15 protein-coding genes and 1 other annotated feature are annotated in these 19,925 nt (G+C 43.2%); of the genes, 8 read left to right on the forward strand and 7 right to left on the reverse strand.

Features of this window, described 5'->3' with window-relative positions; translation table 11 throughout:
- Positions 1-509: 509 nt before the first annotated feature.
- The 3 genes from clpB to rluD form a co-directional block, all read right to left on the reverse strand.
- Positions 510-3,086 (reverse strand): ATP-dependent chaperone ClpB, encoded by a 2,577-nt coding sequence (gene clpB, locus CW749_RS11655; RefSeq protein ID WP_101112307.1) that lies wholly within the window; start codon positions 3,084-3,086, stop codon positions 510-512.
- A gap of 175 nt (positions 3,087-3,261) precedes the next feature.
- Positions 3,262-3,987, reverse strand: coding sequence for a peptidoglycan editing factor PgeF (gene pgeF / locus CW749_RS11660; protein ID WP_101112308.1), 726 nt, complete (start codon positions 3,985-3,987; stop codon positions 3,262-3,264).
- A gap of 1 nt (position 3,988) precedes the next feature.
- Positions 3,989-4,963, reverse strand: coding sequence for a 23S rRNA pseudouridine(1911/1915/1917) synthase RluD (rluD, locus tag CW749_RS11665; protein ID WP_101112309.1), 975 nt, complete (start codon positions 4,961-4,963; stop codon positions 3,989-3,991).
- A gap of 136 nt (positions 4,964-5,099) precedes the next feature.
- Here rluD and CW749_RS11670 point away from each other — a divergent pair, with 136 nt between their 5' ends.
- The 5 genes from CW749_RS11670 (at position 5,100) to yjjX (ending at position 11,325) form a co-directional block, all read left to right on the forward strand.
- Positions 5,100-5,825, forward strand: coding sequence for an outer membrane protein assembly factor BamD (locus CW749_RS11670; RefSeq protein ID WP_101112310.1), 726 nt, complete (start codon positions 5,100-5,102; stop codon positions 5,823-5,825).
- Positions 5,826-6,202: 377 nt separating this feature from the next.
- A complete protein-coding gene (gene raiA / locus CW749_RS11675) occupies positions 6,203-6,535 on the forward strand; it encodes a ribosome-associated translation inhibitor RaiA (protein ID WP_101112311.1) in 333 nt (110 codons plus the stop codon).
- Between the two features lie 115 nt (positions 6,536-6,650).
- Positions 6,651-6,775 (forward strand) — a sequence feature (Phe leader region).
- A 15-nt stretch (positions 6,776-6,790) separates the two neighbouring features.
- Positions 6,791-7,960: a prephenate dehydratase gene (gene pheA, locus CW749_RS11680; protein WP_101112312.1), complete on the forward strand. Its 1,170-nt coding sequence runs from the start codon at positions 6,791-6,793 to the stop codon at positions 7,958-7,960.
- Positions 7,961-8,205: 245 nt separating this feature from the next.
- A complete protein-coding gene (locus CW749_RS11685; RefSeq protein ID WP_101112313.1) occupies positions 8,206-10,530 on the forward strand; it encodes a GGDEF and EAL domain-containing protein in 2,325 nt (774 codons plus the stop codon).
- Positions 10,531-10,797: 267 nt separating this feature from the next.
- Entirely contained in the window at positions 10,798-11,325 is a 528-nt protein-coding gene (yjjX, locus tag CW749_RS11690) for an inosine/xanthosine triphosphatase (RefSeq protein ID WP_101112314.1), read from the forward strand.
- 48 nt (positions 11,326-11,373) lie between these two features.
- Here the strand turns inward: yjjX and trpR are convergent, their stop codons facing one another.
- Together trpR and sltY are read right to left on the reverse strand one after the other, a co-directional pair.
- Positions 11,374-11,676, reverse strand: coding sequence for a trp operon repressor (gene trpR, locus CW749_RS11695; protein WP_101112315.1), 303 nt, complete (start codon positions 11,674-11,676; stop codon positions 11,374-11,376).
- 122 nt (positions 11,677-11,798) lie between these two features.
- Complete coding sequence (sltY, locus tag CW749_RS11700; RefSeq protein WP_101112316.1) at positions 11,799-13,730, reverse strand: murein transglycosylase; 1,932 nt, start codon at positions 13,728-13,730, stop codon at positions 11,799-11,801.
- Positions 13,731-14,243: 513 nt separating this feature from the next.
- Here sltY and ettA point away from each other — a divergent pair.
- The 3 genes from ettA to CW749_RS11715 all read left to right on the forward strand — a co-directional run bounded on the left by ettA (position 14,244) and on the right by CW749_RS11715 (position 17,512).
- Positions 14,244-15,911: an energy-dependent translational throttle protein EttA gene (gene ettA, locus CW749_RS11705; RefSeq protein WP_101112317.1), complete on the forward strand. Its 1,668-nt coding sequence runs from the start codon at positions 14,244-14,246 to the stop codon at positions 15,909-15,911.
- Between the two features lie 186 nt (positions 15,912-16,097).
- Entirely contained in the window at positions 16,098-16,466 is a 369-nt protein-coding gene (locus CW749_RS11710; protein WP_101112318.1) for a PilZ domain-containing protein, read from the forward strand.
- A gap of 11 nt (positions 16,467-16,477) precedes the next feature.
- A complete protein-coding gene (locus CW749_RS11715) occupies positions 16,478-17,512 on the forward strand; it encodes a M23 family metallopeptidase (RefSeq protein WP_101112319.1) in 1,035 nt (344 codons plus the stop codon).
- A gap of 106 nt (positions 17,513-17,618) precedes the next feature.
- On the opposite strand, the gene tyrA is transcribed toward CW749_RS11715, so the two are convergent.
- Together tyrA and CW749_RS11725 are read right to left on the reverse strand one after the other, a co-directional pair.
- Complete coding sequence (gene tyrA / locus CW749_RS11720) at positions 17,619-18,743, reverse strand: bifunctional chorismate mutase/prephenate dehydrogenase (protein ID WP_101112320.1); 1,125 nt, start codon at positions 18,741-18,743, stop codon at positions 17,619-17,621.
- A gap of 11 nt (positions 18,744-18,754) precedes the next feature.
- Entirely contained in the window at positions 18,755-19,831 is a 1,077-nt protein-coding gene (locus CW749_RS11725) for a 3-deoxy-7-phosphoheptulonate synthase (protein ID WP_101112321.1), read from the reverse strand.
- Positions 19,832-19,925: the final 94 nt, after the last annotated feature.

Genomic DNA, 19,925 nt, shown 5'->3' on the forward strand with positions numbered 1-19,925 from the left:
TTCAAAACTAATATTTATGAAAACATAAACATGTAATTCTAAAGCTTATTATCGTTCCAACAGAACGATAATGAATTGACTGTGCCAATGACTCCTTTCTAAAGAAAGTTATCATCGTATTGGTCACTCAGTTCATTGAAACCTAAATTGTTTCCGAAGAAACTATTTGGATTATCATCAACGAGTGCCCACACAGATTGATAGGTCTATATTGTTAAAGAGCGTTGCTTTTTTGAAGGTTCTTCTCAAAGCGGACGGACATTTTAGCTACTTAAGTTGTTGTGTCAAACACTTTTTTCAACTCAGTTATTCCGTCTTGCTGTCACTCTTAATATCTCGATTAATCCGTGACAACGAGGCGGCATTATAGGGACTTAGTTTCAACGCGCAAGTGCAAAATCAAAAAAAAATGATGTTAACCGTTTGATTGCTCAGAATTACACCATGGTGGGCTATATATAAGCAAAAAGAGGGGAAAACCCCTCTTTTATTAACTCACCGTTTTTATCTTAAGCTTGATGAGCAATGATTCTATCTTTGTTTACAAGTAACTGTACCTTCTTATCGGGATTCACTTTCCCCGCAAGAATGGCTTTTGCTAATGGGTTTTCGACGCTTTGCTGAATCGCGCGCTTAAGTGGCCTTGCACCAAAGACTGGATCAAAACCTACCTCAGAAATCAGATCTAGCGCTTTATCTGATACTTCCAACTCATAACCTTTTTCAGCCATACGGTTTCCAAGCCTTAATAACTGTATAGATGCGATAGACTTTATGTGTGCTTTTCCTAAAGGATGGAACACGACACTTTCATCCACTCTGTTTAAAAACTCAGGACGGAAGTGTTTGCCTACAACCTCCATCACTTCATTTTTGATTCCTTCATAATCTAGAGTGGCAAAGTTTTCCTGAATACGAGATGAGCCAAGATTCGACGTCATGATCACTACGGTATTACGAAAATCAACCGTTCGACCCTGCCCATCTGTTAACCGCCCATCGTCTAAAACTTGCAAGAGGATGTTGAAAACATCAGGGTGCGCTTTTTCCACTTCATCAAGCAGAATGACCGAATAAGGTTTACGACGTACAGCTTCTGTTAAATAGCCACCTTCTTCATACCCAACGTAACCAGGAGGAGCCCCTACTAAACGTGCGACAGAGTGCTTCTCCATAAACTCAGACATATCGATGCGTACCATGGCATCTTCGCTATCGAACATAAAGCTCGCTAAAGTTTTACAAAGTTCAGTTTTGCCGACTCCTGTTGGCCCTAGGAATAGGAAAGAACCAATAGGCTTATTGGGATCAGAAAGCCCTGCTCGGCTTCTTCTTATGGCATTCGATACAACCTCAACCGCTTCTTGCTGACCAATAACGCGCTTATGCAGTACCTCTTCCATGCGGAGCAGCTTTTCTTTTTCTGCTTCAAGCATTTTGGAAACAGGTATGCCCGTTTGTTTCGAAAGCACCTCTGCTATTTCAGCATCCGACACTTTGTTTTTAAGCAAAGTCATCTCTTGCATTTCAGCTTGAGTCGCGAGATCTAACTGCTTTTCTAATTCAGGAATACGCCCATATTGCAGTTCAGACATCCGATTTAAATCGCCAGCCCTTCTTGCAAAATCCATGTCCATCCTAGCTTGTTCGAGTTCGCTTTTAATATGCTGCGTGCCAGAAAGTGCTGCTTTTTCCGCTTTCCAAATTTCTTCTAGTTCAGCGTAATCGCGCTCTTTTACTTCCAATTCACTGTTGAGTGCTTTTAGGCGTTTCGAACTCGCATCATCATGTTCATTCACTAGAGCTTGTTGCTCGATTTTTAGCTGAATGATCTTGCGTTCAAGTTTATCTAGAGATTCCGGCTTCGAGTCAATTTGCATTCGGATGCTTGAAGCTGCTTCATCGATCAAATCAATGGCTTTATCTGGCAGTTGGCGGTCTGATACGTATCGGTGTGATAAACCCGCTGCAGCAACAATTGCTGGGTCTGTAATTTCAACGTGATGGTGTAATTCATAGCGCTCTTTAAGACCACGTAATATCGCCACGGTATCTTCAACAGACGGTTCGTCTACCAACACTTTTTGAAAACGACGTTCTAAGGCGGGATCTTTTTCGATGTACTGGCGGTATTCATCTAGAGTTGTCGCGCCGACGCAATGAAGCTCTCCTCTCGCCAATGCCGGTTTTAGCATGTTGCCGGCGTCCATAGAGCCTTCACCTTTACCCGCTCCAACCATCGTATGAAGTTCATCTATAAATAGAATGACATTACCTTCTTCTTTCGATAATTCATTCAAAACGGATTTCAAGCGCTCTTCGAATTCCCCTCGATATTTTGCGCCCGCGACCAATGACCCCATATCCAAGGATAAAACTCGACGACCTCGAAGCCCCTCTGGTACTTCATTGTTGATAATACGTTGAGCCAAACCTTCGACAATGGCTGTTTTACCTACGCCAGGCTCACCGATAATGACAGGGTTATTTTTTGTGCGGCGCTGTAAAACTTGAATGGTACGACGGATTTCATCATCACGACCAATCACAGGGTCTAACTTGCCCTGCTCTGCTCGCTCGGTTAAATCTATGGTAAATTTTTCGAGCGCTTGGCGTTTATCTTCAGCATTAGGATCATCGACTTTCTGCCCGCCACGTACTTTTTCGATAGCTTCTGAAATCTTAGCTTCTGTTAATCCCAACTCTTTAAGTAATATGCCAAGTGGGCCTTTATCTTCAATGGCCGCCAATAAGAAAATTTCAGATGAGATATAAGCATCTTGGCGCTTCTGAGCTACCTTGTCACACATGTTGAATAGTGTGCCCATGGCAGAAGACAATTGAACATCGCCACCGATACCACTGACTTTTGGCAAGCGATCCATCATCTCGCTTAATTTTGAACGCAACTGTACAACGTCGACATTCAGCATAGTCAGCAAAGGTCTTATGGTGCTGCCATCTTGATTTAGAAGCGAAACTAAAAGATGAACTGGCTCTATATATTGATGATCGCGCCCTAGCGCTAAGGATTGTGCGTCAGAAATAGCAACCTGAAATTTGCTGGTGAATCGATCAAGACGCATAACAACCTCCAACCTTTTTAATGTTCTTTAACTAGGTTATGAGATAGGTACGCCATACTACAATTTCAAGGGGAAGAACTAAGTATATATTCCTACTGAATCTAAAGAATTCACTAAAAAGAACAGATATAGATGAGCCTATTCACGATATACATAGCTTTGTATAGGAGGAGAACTATTCCAACCAAATAAAACTGGATTGACGACCTGTGACGCCATCACGTCGATAAGAATAAAATAAATGAGGGTCGCTGAATGTACACAGCCCACTATCGTAAACCAGTGACACCCCTTCTGAATTGAGGCGCTGAGTGGCAAGCATACTCATGTTTGCAAGCCATTTCCCTGAATTTTGACCTTGTTCGAAAGCGCAGATAGCTCGATCGTTTACTGAAGTAAACGCTTCAACAACATCCTCTCCAACTTCGAATACAGCCTGACCTATAGCTGGCCCTAACCAAGCCATTACGTCTCCAGAAAAATTTTGTAGTGCTTTTTCTAAGATCCCACCAGCCAAACCGCGCCATCCAGCGTGAACTGCCGCGACCTGTGTACCCTTCGTGTCCGTTAGCAATACCGGCAAGCAATCCGCTGTCATGGCGGAACAAACAATATTAGGCTGAGTGGTAAATGTTCCATCCGCGCTAATGATTTCCTCCGAAGGGGAAACCATTGACACGACATGAGTAGAATGAGTTTGATTTAACCAAATTGGAGCTGAAGGCATACCAGATGCCGTCATTAAGCGAGAACGGTTTTCAGCAACAAGGCCGCTTTCATCATCCACGTGTGTCCCAAGATTCAAACCAGCATAAGAACCCTGAGATACACCTCCCAAACGCGTGGAGCTAATCGCTTTCACATTGTTGGGCGCATCCCAATTCGGATAAATCCACTTCATATCAATAATCGTCTAATGGGTTTTCTTTTGCATCCAAGCGCAAGGCTTCTGCCATTTCAACCATGTCATCAGGAACAGGAGCATGGAACTCCATTTCTTCTTTGGTTGTAGGATGAGCAAATCTAAGCATCACAGCGTGAAGGGCTTGTCGATCAAATCCACGGATCATATCCGTCAGCTCATCTGATGCACCTTTTGGAATTCTAGCTCGACCACCGTACGCAATATCACCCAGCAAAGGATGTTGTAAGTAGGACATATGAACACGAATCTGGTGTGTACGACCCGTTTCCAAACGTAATCGGATACGAGTGTGTTCACGGAAATGCTCTGCCACACGGTAATGTGTAACCGCAGGTTTTCCTAGTTCACTCACGGCCATCAATGTTCTCTTAGTAGAGTGACGACCAATGCCTTTTTCAATCATACCACCCGCCGTCATTCGACCAATTGCAATGGCTTCATATTCACGAGTAATATTTCTTTTCTGCAAAGCACGGACCAAACGCGTTTGAGCGGGTACGGTTTTCGCAACGACCATTAGACCTGTAGTATCTTTATCTAGACGATGAACAATACCTGCACGAGGTACTTCTGCGATATCAGGGTAATGATGCAGAAGCGCATTCAAAACTGTTCCGTCAGGTGTACCAGCGCCTGGGTGAACAACAAAATCTCTAGGCTTATTGATAACGATGATGTCATCATCCTCATAGACAATGTCTAGGGGAATATCTTGAGCTTCCCAACGCTCTTCATCTTCCAGTTCTGCTTGAAGGACAATTTCTTCGCCCCCCATGACTTTTACGCGAGGCTTCGTTATAACCTCACCATTGACTTGGATTTTGCCTCCCAAAAGCCACTCTTTTAAGCGTGAGCGAGAAAAATCGGTGAATAATTCGGCGACAGCCTGATCTAGGCGTTGACCCAATTGGCTGTCTTTTACTGTACTTGTTAATTCAATCTGCTGAGCCATATCGAACTTTTTTAAAAACCGTGAGACTAATACCCACTAGTATGGATAAAATAATAGAATTGCGTCATTGTATCCGTTAACCGGACGAAAGTAACGGACACCAAGAAATATTTAATGCAAGGAACAAAGTGCGGACATGAAAAAGCATACATTATCGGGCTTATTGGCTTTGGGGCTTCTGGTTGGATGCTCTAGCAGCAAAGAGGTTGTGCCTGATGTGCCACCAGCAGAATTGTACTCTGATGCGAAGATCTCGCTTCAGACAGGTAACTGGCGTACCGCAATTGATAAATTGGAAGCCTTAGATTCACGCTATCCTTTTGGTCCCTATTCTGAACAAGTACAACTGGATTTGATCTACGCGTATTATAAGAATAATGATTTGGCACTTGGCTTAGCCACAATTTCTCGATTCACTCGACTGAACCCAACACATGAAAAGTCTGACTGGGTCCTCTATATGCGTGGTTTGACGCACATGGCTCAAGACAGAAACTTTATGCACGATTTATTTAATGTTGATCGTTCAGATAGAGACCCAGAGCCAGTAAAATCAGCATTCAATGATTTCAAACGTCTACTTCAACGATACCCAAGTAGCCCTTACGCTGAAGATGCGCAGCAACGCATGTTCTCCCTTAAGAATCGCTTGGCAGAATATGATTTAGCAACCGCCGATTTTTATCTAAGACGCGAAGCTTGGATAGCCGCCATTAACCGGTGTCAGGAACTCCAAAAGACTTTTCCAGACACAGAAGCAGCGCGCAAATCTCTCGCCATTCAGCTAGAAGCATACAAAATGCTCGGTTTGGAAGATGCGATAGAACGAACTGAGAAATTGATGAGTCTTAACCCTGTTTAGGTTTTCCTAAATGCAGACAGAAAAGCAGCTTCGGCTGCTTTTTTATTTTCAAATAAATCAATTGGAGGAAGCGGGATATATTGATGTGACTAGCATCACAAATACTTAGCGAATAAACTTTAGACGGTCGTCTTTGTTGAATCGTATTTGCCCCCTAAAAATAGAGTATTTCTAGCGCGCTTACCCTTACCAATTTAAACATTTTTCCCAGTTCAACAAGTCTTTTTTTCAGAATCCCATCTAGGTTTTGTCTGAGATCACATTCGTATCCAAATCGAATTACTCCATTAAAAATATTGATTTAGATCACATTCTTTTCAAGCCGGATAAGTAATCTGGAGTTAACCCAATGAGGGGCGAAACAGAGGAAAAACAATATGAAAGTAAACATCACTGGTAAAAACATCGACATCACCTCTGCCATCCGCAATCACATTGAAGGTAAATTCAAAAAGCTAGAAAAGTGGCAAGTTGAGTTTATTGGTTGCCAAGCAACCATCAGTGAAGAGCCGAACAAACAAATGAAGATTGAAGCGATCATCTCAGTACCAAAAGGACAACTCATCGCTTCAGCTACAAATGAAGACTTATACATTGCAGTCAATGAAGCCGAACAAAAACTAGAACGTCAGCTGAACAAACTGCGCCATAAGCCAGAAGCTCGTAGAGCTAGCCATTCCAACAAACCTGAGTTGGAAGAAACCGAATAACACTATCTTTATTTTAGTCTTACTTAATGGCGCCAAACGGCGCCATTTTTTTACTTGACGATATATAGCTGCATTGCTTATTGTGTATAAACACCCACCAAACAACAGTAAATATGCAAACAATCACCCTGTTCTTTTTTGACTTCTTTTTTATCTCCTGAATTGGGGGCAGAAGTCGTTTACTGAAAGAAAAGTCAAAAACGAACAGAAAGCCTCCCAAAATTGGGGGGCTTTTTTTATAAGGATAATAACAAAATGACAGACAGACTGGACGGTATAAGATCGCGCCTTAACGAGCTGGATGATCAGCTTCTAAAATTGCTATCGGAAAGGCGTGAACTCAGTATCGAAGTAGCAAAAAGCAAAGTTGAAACATCAAAGCCTGTACGCGATGCCAAACGCGAGCAACAACTACTCGTAAAGCTGATTAATAATGGTAAAGATAAGTATCAATTAGATGCCCCATACATCACTAAGATTTTTCATACCATTATTGAAGACTCAGTGTTACTGCAACAGGCATACTTACAAAACCTAGTAAATCCAGGTGAGAGCAGGAAACCATTAGCTCGCGTAGCGTTTCTTGGTGCAAGAGGCTCATATTCGCATTTAGCAAGCCACCAGTATTTTAGCCGTAAAAATACTGAACTCATTGAGCTGAATTGCGAACATTTCAAAGAAATCGCTTCTACCGTTGAGTCTGGTCATGCTGACTACGGTGTTCTCCCAATTGAAAACACAAGCTCAGGTTCAATAAACGAAGTCTACGATCTCCTTCAGCACACTACGCTGTATATCGTCGGTGAACTGACTCTTCCAATTGAGCATTGCCTTGTCGCCACTTCTGACGTTCGAATCGAAGAGATAAAAACGCTTTACTCACATCCACAACCTCATCAGCAATGCAGTGAGTTTCTCTCTCACTTAAATGGTGTCACCTTAGAATCTTGTGTCAGCACTGCGGATGCAATGCAGAAAGTGAAAGATTTAGACAGAAAAGATGTCGCGGCTATTGGTAATGCTTCTAGCGGAAAACTGTATGGCTTGCAGTCCATTCAAGGCAATATTGCCAATCAAACCGAAAACCACACGCGTTTTATTGTGGTTGCGCGTAAACCGGTTGAAGTGTCAACCCAGATCCCAGCAAAGACAACGTTGATTATGTCTACATCGCAGCAAGCAGGTTCGCTTGTCGAGACTCTCTTAGTCTTGCAGCGATATGGCATCAATATGACTAAATTGGAGTCGCGCCCTATAATGGGTAACCCTTGGGAAGAAATGTTCTATATCGATCTAGAAGCGCATCTCGACTCGGAAGAAATGAATAATGCTATTTCAGAAGTTATAAAGCTGACTACTCATTTAAAAGTACTTGGCTGCTACCCGATCGAAAATGTAGAAGCAACACAAGTCTCCTTGGGTTAACAGGTAATCCCTCTCTGGTTATACATAGCTCACTCTCACACAAAGGGTGAGCTTACTCCCATTTTCCACCCTATTCAGCGCAGAAGAGCGCTCAATTCTTAAAGTTAAGTCATTTCTCACACTACAACGATCCTATTTTAAGGTAACTTGCACCTATTCGCGTTGCGTGAAAACCCAATCTCCAGATCCTTGTTTTCCCTCAGTTTGGGTAAGTCGTATTCATTGATGGAACGTATGTATATAGAATGAAGCTCAGCAAACGAACCCTACTTCTCATAATCCCAGTCGTTGTACTCAGTGCCGCTATTTCAAGTTACATCATTTACTTAGGGCAACATAACGCTCTAATCAAATTAGAAAAAAGCTCGATACAACTCAATATGGAAAAGCTCGCCAGTCATTATGGACAAGCCGCGAACTTCCTTAATAGTTACACCTATACCTTAAGCCACAGTAACGTACTCGAACGCTTTTTCAATGACACCAACAACCCTTATCGAGAATTTGAACTTAGCCGAAGCCTCCACCAAACATTAACCGATCTCACCGTCCACAATCGTGACTTTGCTGCTCTGGGGTTACTCGATAAGCAATTCAATACGCTCTTTTATGTAGAAAATCAGGTTGATCCCTATTCTTGGCTAGATAAGAAAATCACACAATTTGTGAAAGAAGGCGTCACAGCGGGTCGCTGGTCACAAACAGAATACTTATTTAACAAGGAAGCTGGCGGCGTATTAGTAAAGTATGATGTATACAATAAGGTGACATTCTCGTCGCCACAACAAAGTATTCTCCCGGAAGATTACTTCATTGTTGTCGCGATGATTGAAACGACGGAATACGACAACTTAAGGCACATTTTGGAACGAGAGCACTTAACCGTTCTCACATACGCCTTAGAACCACCAACACAAACTCGTGAGTTGACTCATAGTGTACAGCTCTCTCCGACACGCTGGGCTACGCTAGACCCCTCTAGCTTCGTGGTTGAAAACAAACTCAGTGAAATTTTATTTAAGTTATTAATTTCTTTTGGTTTATCGTCATTGATAACCGTATCTTTGCTTATTTTGCTTTTCTATCAATACGTTATATTCCCAATTACCCGACTAGCGAAGCAACTACGAGAGGTCGAAAGCCACAAACGGACGAACATTCAGCGCCTAGACAGCGACGATGAAATCGGTCACCTCTCGCATAAATTTTACGAAATGTACCAGAGCTTGGCGGACAACTACCAAAAAACAAAGCAGCTGGCTGAGATGGATCAATTAACCAAATTGGCCAACCGTCGCTACTTTCAATCTCATGTGGCGAAAGCACTCACTCTAGTCAATACAACAGACCAGAAAGAACAGCACTGTATTCTTTACATCGATCTCGATAACTTTAAGTTTGTAAACGATAAGTATGGACATAAGATTGGAGATGCTCTTTTAGTCCAGTTTGCAAAAAACCTTACCCAGATAGAAGAACGCTTGTCGTTGAAGCACAGCGTGAAAGTCATGTCTTCGCGGTTATCAGGAGATGAGTTTGCTGTGTATCTTTGTGGGGCTGATTTGGATGTCACTTTAATTCATCATTTCTGCCAAAATATTCTTCAGCCCTTACAGGCAGGTTTTGTTTCCCCAGTTGGCACATTCCCCATCACAGTCAGTATTGGCGTTGCGACCTACCCGACAGACGGTGACAATGTAGAACATTTACTCTCAAACGCTGATACGGCAATGTATCAGGCTAAGCGAGCAGGAAAAAACCAATATACGTTTTACTCAAAAGCACTGGATAAAGAGGTCCAGCGCATTAGCAGCATAGAACGTGCATTACGTCGTGCCGATTATCAAGATGAGTTTTCTTTGGTGTACATGCCCTATATGAATGCGGAAGGGACAAACGTAGTTGGAGTCGAAGCACTACTAAGATGGCATTCCAGTACGCTTGGTGAAGTCTCCCCATCTGAATTTATACCCTTGGCAGAACAGACTGGCTTGTTTGAAATAATCGATAGATGGGTAATTGAAAAAGCATTTTCTGGCTATCATCAAATGCAAAGTTTGTTTGAAAACCATGTTCAACTGTCTATTAACCTTTCTTCGGCGGAGCTCGACTCCTGTCAGCTAGCTACATTTATAGAACAAAAAGCGCAACAATATCGTGTCCCTTATGAACAAGTCGATTTTGAAATTACAGAAACATTCGCAGCAGGAAGTCAGGGGTATCCTTTACTGCACGAATTGTCTTCACAAGGGTTCCAATTAGCCATAGACGATTTTGGTTCGGGATACACGTCGTTCACTCAATTGGTTCAGTACCCAGTTCAAAAAATAAAGTTTGATCGTGAGTTTTTACTCGCCATGCTGAAGTCTAATAAACAACACATCATTAAACCACTGATAGAACTGTGCCATTCGCAAGACATTTCAGTAACAGCCGAAGGCGTTGAAAATCGTGATATGCACCAATGGTTGCACTCAAGCGGTTGCGATTACATGCAAGGCTTTTACTTTGGGCAGCCGATGTCCCTTGAGCGACTTAAAGACTGGACAGCTGCGCTAAACTCTCGATAGCTATTATTTTGGTAAAGGACTGACACACATGAGCGCCAACTTAGAATTAGCGCGAAAATCACGCACAAGCCCAAACCCCAAGCTGCCTCAAATTTAGGATTCAAAGCGTCACATTTGATTTCCGCTCGATTCAGTGCTTTTAAGATGCACTAGCGCAGCGAACCCCCCAGCCCTTTTCAAGCTCTATAACTCTATGTCGATAAAATGAAGTAGAATACAAGCGCCCGAGATCAGAGCTTGGGTACATATTTAAAGGAATGCAGCCCAATGAAAAAAGTAATAATCGCGTCATTAAACCCTGCAAAAATTAATGCGGTTAAGAGCGCTTTCAAAGAAGCGCTTCCAAATGAAGATTTTGAATATGAAGGCATCTCAGTTCCAAGTGAAGTGGCAGACCAGCCCATGTCCAATAGCGAAACGAAATCTGGTGCTATCAACCGTGTTAAGAATGCGCGTGCTGAAAAGCCACAGGCTGAATTTTATGTCGGCTTAGAAGCAGGTAACGAAGGCAATGACACATTCGCGTGGATGATCATAGAATCGGGAAACAAAAGAGGCGAGTCTCGCTCATCAAGCTTGCCTCTCCCCCCTACGGTTGTGAGGCAGTTACATCAAGGTATCGAATTAGGTGACGTTATGGATAAAACATTCGGTACAGACAACATCAAACAAAAAGGTGGCGCTATCGCCCTGCTTACGGGAAATACACTAACTAGGAGCTCGGTATATCACCAAGCATTAGTTCTGGCTCTTATCCCGTTTATCAACCCCGACCTGTTTCCCGACAACCTATAAAAAAAGCAGCAATCTAGGTTGCTGCTTTTTCACATTCTAGAGTACCCCTTACTCGCGGGTATTCTTGAGTAACTGTTCTAGCACGGCTTTATCGTTATCTGACTTGTTTTTTAACTCATTAGAACCGCGCGTAATTGTCGCTATCCCTACGCCCAACATCTGGCTGATCTGGCGCTGGGATAAGTTACCTTTGAGCAATTCATTAAAAATGTTCACTCGGGCTTGAATCGCATCTCTTTCATCCGGCGTCATTAACATGGTTAAAAGCATGCCATGCTTATCATGTTCGGCAGCTTCGGCGACCAAGTCCATAACATCTTGCCACTTTTGAAACTCTGGCTTTGGTGACATAAGACTCTCTCTGTTACTCAATCCCAGATATTGTATACCCTACATCGCTTATACCCAAGCGCCCTCAAAGATGAAGTACTGAGGGCATAACTCTAATATAAGCGATTTAATTATCTGCCAAATTAGTATTTTTCTTCCTGCTCATTTTTCGTCAAAAAATCCCCTTTCGTTCCACTCAAGAAACGGTAATAAGATTCAAACATCAAAATGTTTTGCACATAACCGCGAGTTTCTCTAAATGGAATAGCTTCGATAAACGCGAACACATCCAACTTTTGATCGCTGTTCTTACGCCACCTTTTCACTCTATGAGGACCAGCATTGTATGCAGCTAGTGCGTAAATGCGATTTCCATCGTATTGGTCGAGAAGGTAGCTAAGATACTGACTACCAATTTCAATGTTCTTTTTCACATCATGGAGTTCACTTGGCACTTTATAGGGGATACCGAATTTTCGAGCCGTATATTTTGCAGTTGCTGGCATGATTTGCATGATGCCGCGCGCGCCGACAGGAGAACGAGCTTGAACATCTAGGGCACTTTCCTGACGAGCAAGAGACATTAAGGTTATCGGCTCGATATTGTATTTGTCCCCATAAAATTCGAACCACCATCGGTGGGCAATTGGGAAACGCAAATGTATTTCGTCCCATGCTTTAGCGGCAATAGATGCTTTCACTGTTAAATGTGACCATTTCTGCATCGCAGCATAATGTGCAAGTGCTTGCTTTTCTTCCTTAGAACTTCGTTGTAACAGCCATTGCCATTCGCTTTTGGCCGCTGAAATTTTATCGAGCACAATCAATTCATGGACTCGATCCAGCGTCTTTTGATACTTCTTGGTTAAATTCGCGTCCGGTTCGCTTTTGCTTACTTCGTAATTGATAGGTGTGCCTAACGTTTGAGCCGCTACAACACTATAAAAATGGCGTTGACCTAGCATCGATTCCAATCGTTGTTCACCAGCTTGGTTTCGTCCCTGCGCCAATTCTGCTCTTGCTAACCAATACTGCCAGCGAAGATCTTCTTTCTTTGCTGATGGGAGCTTTTCAATCCACTTTTCAACGCCTTTCCAATCGGCGTGTTGGAGCGCTAAGCGAATCCTTCTTTCCAACAAGTCACTGTTTTTCGTTGTTGAGATAGCTTTGTCACGCCACGCAATCAACTCGCTAGAATCGGTATTGATGAGGCGAAACGCCGTATAATCTGACAGTTGCTGTCTTTGATCTGACGTTAGTTTCTGACCAGATACGACAAGATCTAACTGCTTAACCGCCTCTTCCGTATCCGTCCGAACAAGCTTTCTATAGCCATGCCAAGACAACTTGCGATTCCTTGGCGTAACGTAGGATCTTTTGGCGAACTTCCCAATACCATCTGGATTTTGATAAAGCTTGGCAATTTTTTCAGCTTCAGCCTTCGCTTTCTTATCATCCGGAAGTTTTTTCAGGTATGTGACCATTCGACCCTGCCTAGCTTCATAGGCAAGCACCATACGATCGAGGATTTTGTCGTCAGTTCTGTTACCCGCTTTTTCCCAAGCATCAAATAAATCATCACACGCTGAGACAACACTCTTTCCACTCAGCCATAATTTTTCAGCCCCAGCGAATGCTGCCGCTTTATCGCCGTGCTTTAACTGAGAATAATAGTAGTAGCATCGATATGTTTCACCACGAGGCTCGGTAAGTTGATAACGGTAAATGGTTTTCCAATCGTTTTCCTTAGCCAAACCATCCAAATACGCCGCGCGGATTCTTTTTGAAAATGGAAGAGTGTAGAACTGCTTTTGAAAATAGCTGACTTCATCAATACTTCGTTCACCAATATTGACAAGAAACGCTCGATAATCGGTATACGGAGTTAACACATAGTCGGCAATATCCGAGCGCATGGCATGATAGTCATCCACTTTTCTTGCATCGAGCAAGTTCTGAGCTAGTTCGTATTTCAGCCTTTGTTGTACGAGTGCACTTCCTTCTTCTGCTACGGTCGAGAACGTAGCTAATAAACCGAAAGTTGCCATACAAATCCGCTGGGAAATGTTTCGCATGAATACCTGTCCTTTTGAAAGCTTTGCCTTTATGAATGCTTATCCATGGCAATTTTAATACAACTATAAGAGCACAATTTTATGAACAACGTTTTATAGTGATACTTTAAATTCAGGCTAGAGACAACCTGACTATCAAGAATAATTTTAGATTCGATTTCGCCCTTAAGGTAACTCATCCAATCGATTATCGCGGGAGCATGGATAAACAAGGACATAAAGCTAGACTCTTATCTAATCAAGCAGTTCCAGAAAAGTCTCATCTATTCTGTAAAATTTCTTTTCCCATCCCAGTTAGTAGACGGTTTGTTATCGAAAACCGCAATCTAACGCTCAATTCTACGTATCCTTTTCTATCGCGCCTGCCATGAAAAAACAGAAGTATCTCGAATGCACTGAGTAAAATACAAAAAATGGCTCTTTCCCAACTCTAAACGCGCTGAACCTAGCATCTTTGAGTGACTTGGGTATAAAATACAGCCCTAATTTTTCGAATAACAGGAAAGGTCGGTAATGGCTGAATACGTATACACCATGTCGCGGGTGAGCAAAACGGTGCCACCTAAACGTCAAATTCTTAAAGACATTTCGCTTAGCTTTTTTCCAGGCGCTAAAATCGGTGTCTTAGGTTTAAATGGTTCTGGTAAATCGACCTTATTACGTATCATGGCTGGTATTGATACTGATATTGATGGTGAAGCCCGTGCACAGCAAGGTCTTAATGTCGGTTATCTTCCTCAAGAACCAGTACTTGATGAGTCAAAAACTGTTCGAGAAATTGTTGAAGAAGCTGTTTCTGACGTCGCTGACGCACTTAAACGCATTGACGCTGTATACGCGGCTTATGCAGAACCAGACGCAGATTTCGATGCACTTGCTAAAGAGCAAGGTGAACTCGAAGCGCTTATCCAAGCAAAAGATGGTCACAACCTAGAAACAGCATTAGAGCGTGCTGCTGACGCACTTCGCCTTCCAGAATGGGATGCGAAAATTGAGCATCTATCGGGTGGTGAACGCCGCCGTGTTGCTATCTGCCGCCTACTTCTAGAAAAGCCAGACATGCTCCTTCTTGATGAGCCAACCAACCACTTGGATGCAGAATCCGTTGCATGGCTTGAGCACTTCCTAGTGGATTATAACGGTACCGTTGTAGCTATCACGCACGACCGTTACTTCCTAGACAACGCAGCAGGCTGGATCCTAGAACTTGACCGTGGTGAAGGTATTCCATGGCAGGGTAACTACACTTCTTGGCTTGAGCAAAAAGATGAGCGTCTGAAGCAAGAGAAGGCTGGCGAAAGCGCACGTCAAAAAACAATTGAGAAAGAGCTAGAGTGGGTTCGTCAAAACCCGAAAGGTCGTCAAGCTAAGTCTAAAGCGCGTATGGCTCGTTTTGAAGAACTGACGACAGGTCAATACCAGAAACGTAACGAAACCAATGAATTGTTCATCCCACCTGGTGAGCGTTTGGGTGACAAAGTTCTTGAAGTGAAGAACCTAACTAAATCGTTCGGTGATCGCGTTCTTATCGATGATCTTTCTTTCAGTATGCCTAAAGGGGCTATCGTCGGTATCGTCGGTGCTAACGGTGCAGGTAAATCAACACTATTTAAAATGTTGAGTGGCGCAGAGCAGCCTGATTCAGGAACTGTTGAACTTGGTGAAACAGTGAAGTTAGCGTCTGTTGATCAGTTCCGTGACAGCATGGACGACAAGAAAACGGTATTCCAAGAGATCTCTGAAGGCGCTGATATTATTAAGATCAACAACTTCGAAATCCCTGCTCGTGCATACTGCTCTCGCTTTAACTTCAAAGGCAACGACCAACAAAAAATCATTGGTGAACTTTCTGGTGGTGAACGCAACCGTGTTCACTTAGCAAAACTTCTGAAAGCGGGCGGCAACGTATTGCTACTCGATGAGCCAACCAATGACCTTGATGTTGAAACACTACGTGCACTTGAGGAAGCTCTATTGGAATTCCCTGGCTGTGCAATGGTTATCTCGCACGACCGTTGGTTCCTAGATAGAATTGCGACCCATATTCTGGATTACCGTGACGAAGGTCAGGTGAATTTCTATGAAGGCAACTATACTGAGTACACAGAGTGGTTGAAACAGACGATCGGGGCACAGGCAGCTGAACCTCATCGAATCAAATATAAGCGCATTGCGAAGTAACATTATTTGTATTGTGTAAAAAAGACCGCCTATGCGGTCTTTTTTCTTATATATTCGAGATAATACATCGAACGTTGAAACGAGGCGCTTAAGCGTCACAAAAAAGCCGACTCTTTACCCATTAGCCTTGTACAACAGTTACCATAAGGCAAAATTTAAGCATGAACCGAAAGAGAGCACACTACTATGATTGAACGCCGTCGATTTTCTCGCGTAATCTACCAAGCCCCCGCAAAATTGGTGCAAGGCGACTTAACTGTAAACAGTGACATTCGAGACCTTTCTCTGCATGGTCTTTTGCTTTCTGGCTCACCTGCTAATCATGATTTCGACAGAAGCAAAATGCTGGATGTCGACATCGAGTTACCTGATAGTGACATTGTGATATCATTGGAAGCTGAAATAGTGGAGCTAAACGATAATTTTATGCGTCTTAGCATTCATCATATTGATATCGACAGCATCAGCCACTTGAAGCGACTGGTCGAGCTGAATGTTGGCGATGAAGCCCTTTTGCACAGAGAAATTGAGCAGCTATCTGATTTAGGTGCTTAAAAAAGCAATAAATGTCACGACAAATACAAATATCAATCCCGACTTCGTCTGGGGTTCAGCACTTTTTTGTGGGAAGAAAAGCAACTGCATTAGTTGTTCTTTCTCTTTTTGCCCTCCCTAGCTTACTTGGCACCTCTGTTTATCAGTATTTCTCTGCCCAATCCAGTGCAGAGAATACACTGGCAAGATCAGAGCAAAACTTCAGTCATGCTCAATCTCAAATTGACTATCTCGACCAAAAGAGCGATCAATTTAAAGCTCTGTATGAAGCTCAAATCAGCACGAACCACTCTCTGACTCAAGAACTGGAGGAAAAGAAAGGAGAAATCCTAACTCTAGGCAAGCGTGTGAATGATGTGGAATCAGTGCTTGGGATTACGCAAGAAACATCCGTCGTAGACTACGCAGAATTGTCGTTGGAACAGAGAATTGATGCCGCCGCGATCAACTCCGCTGTGCGTGCCACTATGTTTCGATTACTTCCTAATGACAGCCCTGTTCTTTATCAACGAATTTCATCCAACTACGGCTATCGAAAAAACCCAATTACAGGTAGACGCCACCGACATTTGGGTATCGACCTCACGTGCCAACGTGGAGAGCAAGTACTGGCTCCCGCAGATGGCGTGGTTGAGCTAAGACGCCCAAGTAAGAAAGGGTATGGCAATTTATTGAAGTTACGCCATGCTTTTGGATTCATGACGTCATACGCTCACTTGCAGGGTTTTAACGTCCGCAGCGGTCAGTTTGTAAAGAAGGGTGATGTCGTCGCAACATGCGGAAACTCGGGCAACTCTACCGGTCCTCACCTACATTATGAAGTGCGATTTTTAGGTAGAACATTAAACCCTAAACACTTTATGGACTGGACCCCCGAAAACTTTGATACTTTGTTCGAAAAAGAACGCAGTATTAAATGGGCATCTCTGGTCGATGTCATGAGTAACGTTGTGAAGCTGCAAGTCTTGTTGACACAAAACCCAAGCTCGGCACCTAACTCGGTTGATACCGTGAAAAATACCTCATCGACACCAGCAGTAAACTGACCGTAGTTAACTGACTGCAATAAGCTTGGAATTCTTTAATCCCAATCTGGTTATATAGAAACGGCTCCTTCAGGAGCCGTTTTTAATTTAATTGGTAGATAAAGGGTTAACGATGAATGGCATCATTTGCTTGTTTTAGTAGCTTCTGACTTTCTTCCATAAACTGCTGGGAATACCCACCAAACCACTCTCCAACCTTTTCAAAGCTTTCTACAAACTCTTGTTTGTTATCGCCCTCGAGCATTGCCAATGCATTACCAAAGCTCTGGTGGAAGCGTTTAATCATTTCGATGTTTTCATCGGAAGATAAAATGATATCAGCATACAAATTCGGATCCTGTGCAAACAGACGACCAACCATGGCAAGTTCAAGCCTATAAATTGGGGAGCTTAGCTGCAATAGATTTTCGATATTGGGGTTCTCTCCACTTAAATGCAAACCATATGCAAAAGAAGTAAAGTGGCGCAGAGCCTGGATCAGGGTCATACCATGATCGTGTTCTTGGGCTTCACACTTACACAGGCTCGCGCCCCAAATCTCAATTTGTTTCAATAACCATTGGTAAGTTTCCTCACCACGACCATCGCAGTAAACAACAACCTGCTTTGCTAAGCTTGGAACATCGGGACCAAACATAGGATGCAACCCAACAACCGGTCCAGAGTGCGATCGCAACATCGCGTTGAGTGGTTTTGACTTTATCGACGTCAAATCACACAAAATGCAATTTTCAGGAAGGTTGTTCAACTTGGCAATCACACTTTCCGTCAAATGGATAGGAACCGTTACAACAACGAGCCCTGCTCCATCGAGGATTTCATCGGCACGTTCCCAATCTTGGCTACCGAGTACTTTTACGTCATACCCAGACAAGCGAAACATACGCCCAAACAATCCCCCAAGTTGGCCATGTCCACCAACAATAACAACCGAACCCAGTTCTGGGTTAAGGCATTTGAACCCTGAATCTTTTTCGCTGGCATACGATTCGCGCATGGTTCTACGCAAAATGTCTTCAATAAGCTGAGGTGGAACACCTTGTTTTTCAGCTTCTTCTCTACGAGAAGCCAACATTGTGGCTTCGCGCTCAGGGACGTAAATAGGCAACCCGTGCTGACTTTTTACTTCCCCGACTTTCTCTACCAGTGCTAGCCTTTGCGCCAGCAGATCGACCATTTGCTTATCTACTAGGTCAATTTGATCTCTCAATTCATTCAGTTCAACTGCCATCCAGTATTACCTTATTGATTTTTTATTCTGTCTTGTAAAAACGGCACAAGCTCTTGGTGCGCATGCGTTAATAGTGCCTCAGTTGAATCCCAATTGATACACGCATCGGTGATGGAAACCCCGTAAGCCATCTCATTTACTGGAATGTCTGAAGGCTGATTACCTTCGTTAATATGGCTTTCAATCATCAGACCAATAATCGACTTGTTTCCTTCGCGGATTTGATGAATAACATCTTCGGCCACAAGCGGCTGACGACGAAAATCTTTGCGCGAGTTCGCGTGACTGCAATCCACCATCAAAGCAGCATCCAGTCCAGACTTCGACATTTCCTCTTCACATTCTGCGACAGAAACGGAGTCGTAGTTGGTTTGTTTGCCGCCACGCAAAATAACATGACCATTAGGGTTACCTTGCGTCGTCAATAAAGCAACCTGACCTTCACGGTTAATCCCCATGAAGCGGTGACCAGAAGATGCTGCCTGCATCGCATTGATTGCGGTCGCAAGGCTGCCATCCGTGCCGTTTTTGAAACCAACAGGCATAGACAAACCACTGGCCATTTCACGGTGAGTTTGTGATTCCGTTGTTCTCGCACCGATTGCCGCCCAACTGAACGTATCAGCTAGGTATTGAGGGCTGATTGGGTCTAGAGCTTCCGTCGCTAGCGGGATTTTCATTTCAGCTAGATCGACAAGTAGCTGGCGAGCTACATGAAGCCCATGCTCAATGTCGAATGTACCATTCAAGTGGGGGTCGTTAATCAACCCTTTCCAACCAACAGTGGTACGTGGCTTCTCAAAGTAAACACGCATGACGATGTAAATCTGGTCATCCAATTTTTCAGACAATGCCTTCAGACGCTTTGCGTACTCTTTAGCCGCATCCAGATCATGAATTGAGCAAGGACCACAGACAACCAGCAAACGATGATCTTTCTTATCGATAATGTCTGCTATCTCCTGACGAGATTGCTGAATAAACTGGCGTGCTTCATCGCTCAGTGGGATTTTGTCTTTCAACTGATTAGGTGTAATTAGAACCTGCTCGTCACTGATGTGTATGTTGCTCAATTCGCTCTTTTGCATTTTTATTACCTGTAAACTTTAAATTACACCCACCACAACCAGCGAGCCTCAAATCCAATAAAGAACAAAATAACAGCAAAAAAATAGATTTCAA

It is taken from the genome of Vibrio sp. vnigr-6D03 (assembly GCF_002835515.1).
GTDB lineage: Bacteria > Pseudomonadota > Gammaproteobacteria > Enterobacterales > Vibrionaceae > Vibrio > Vibrio penaeicida.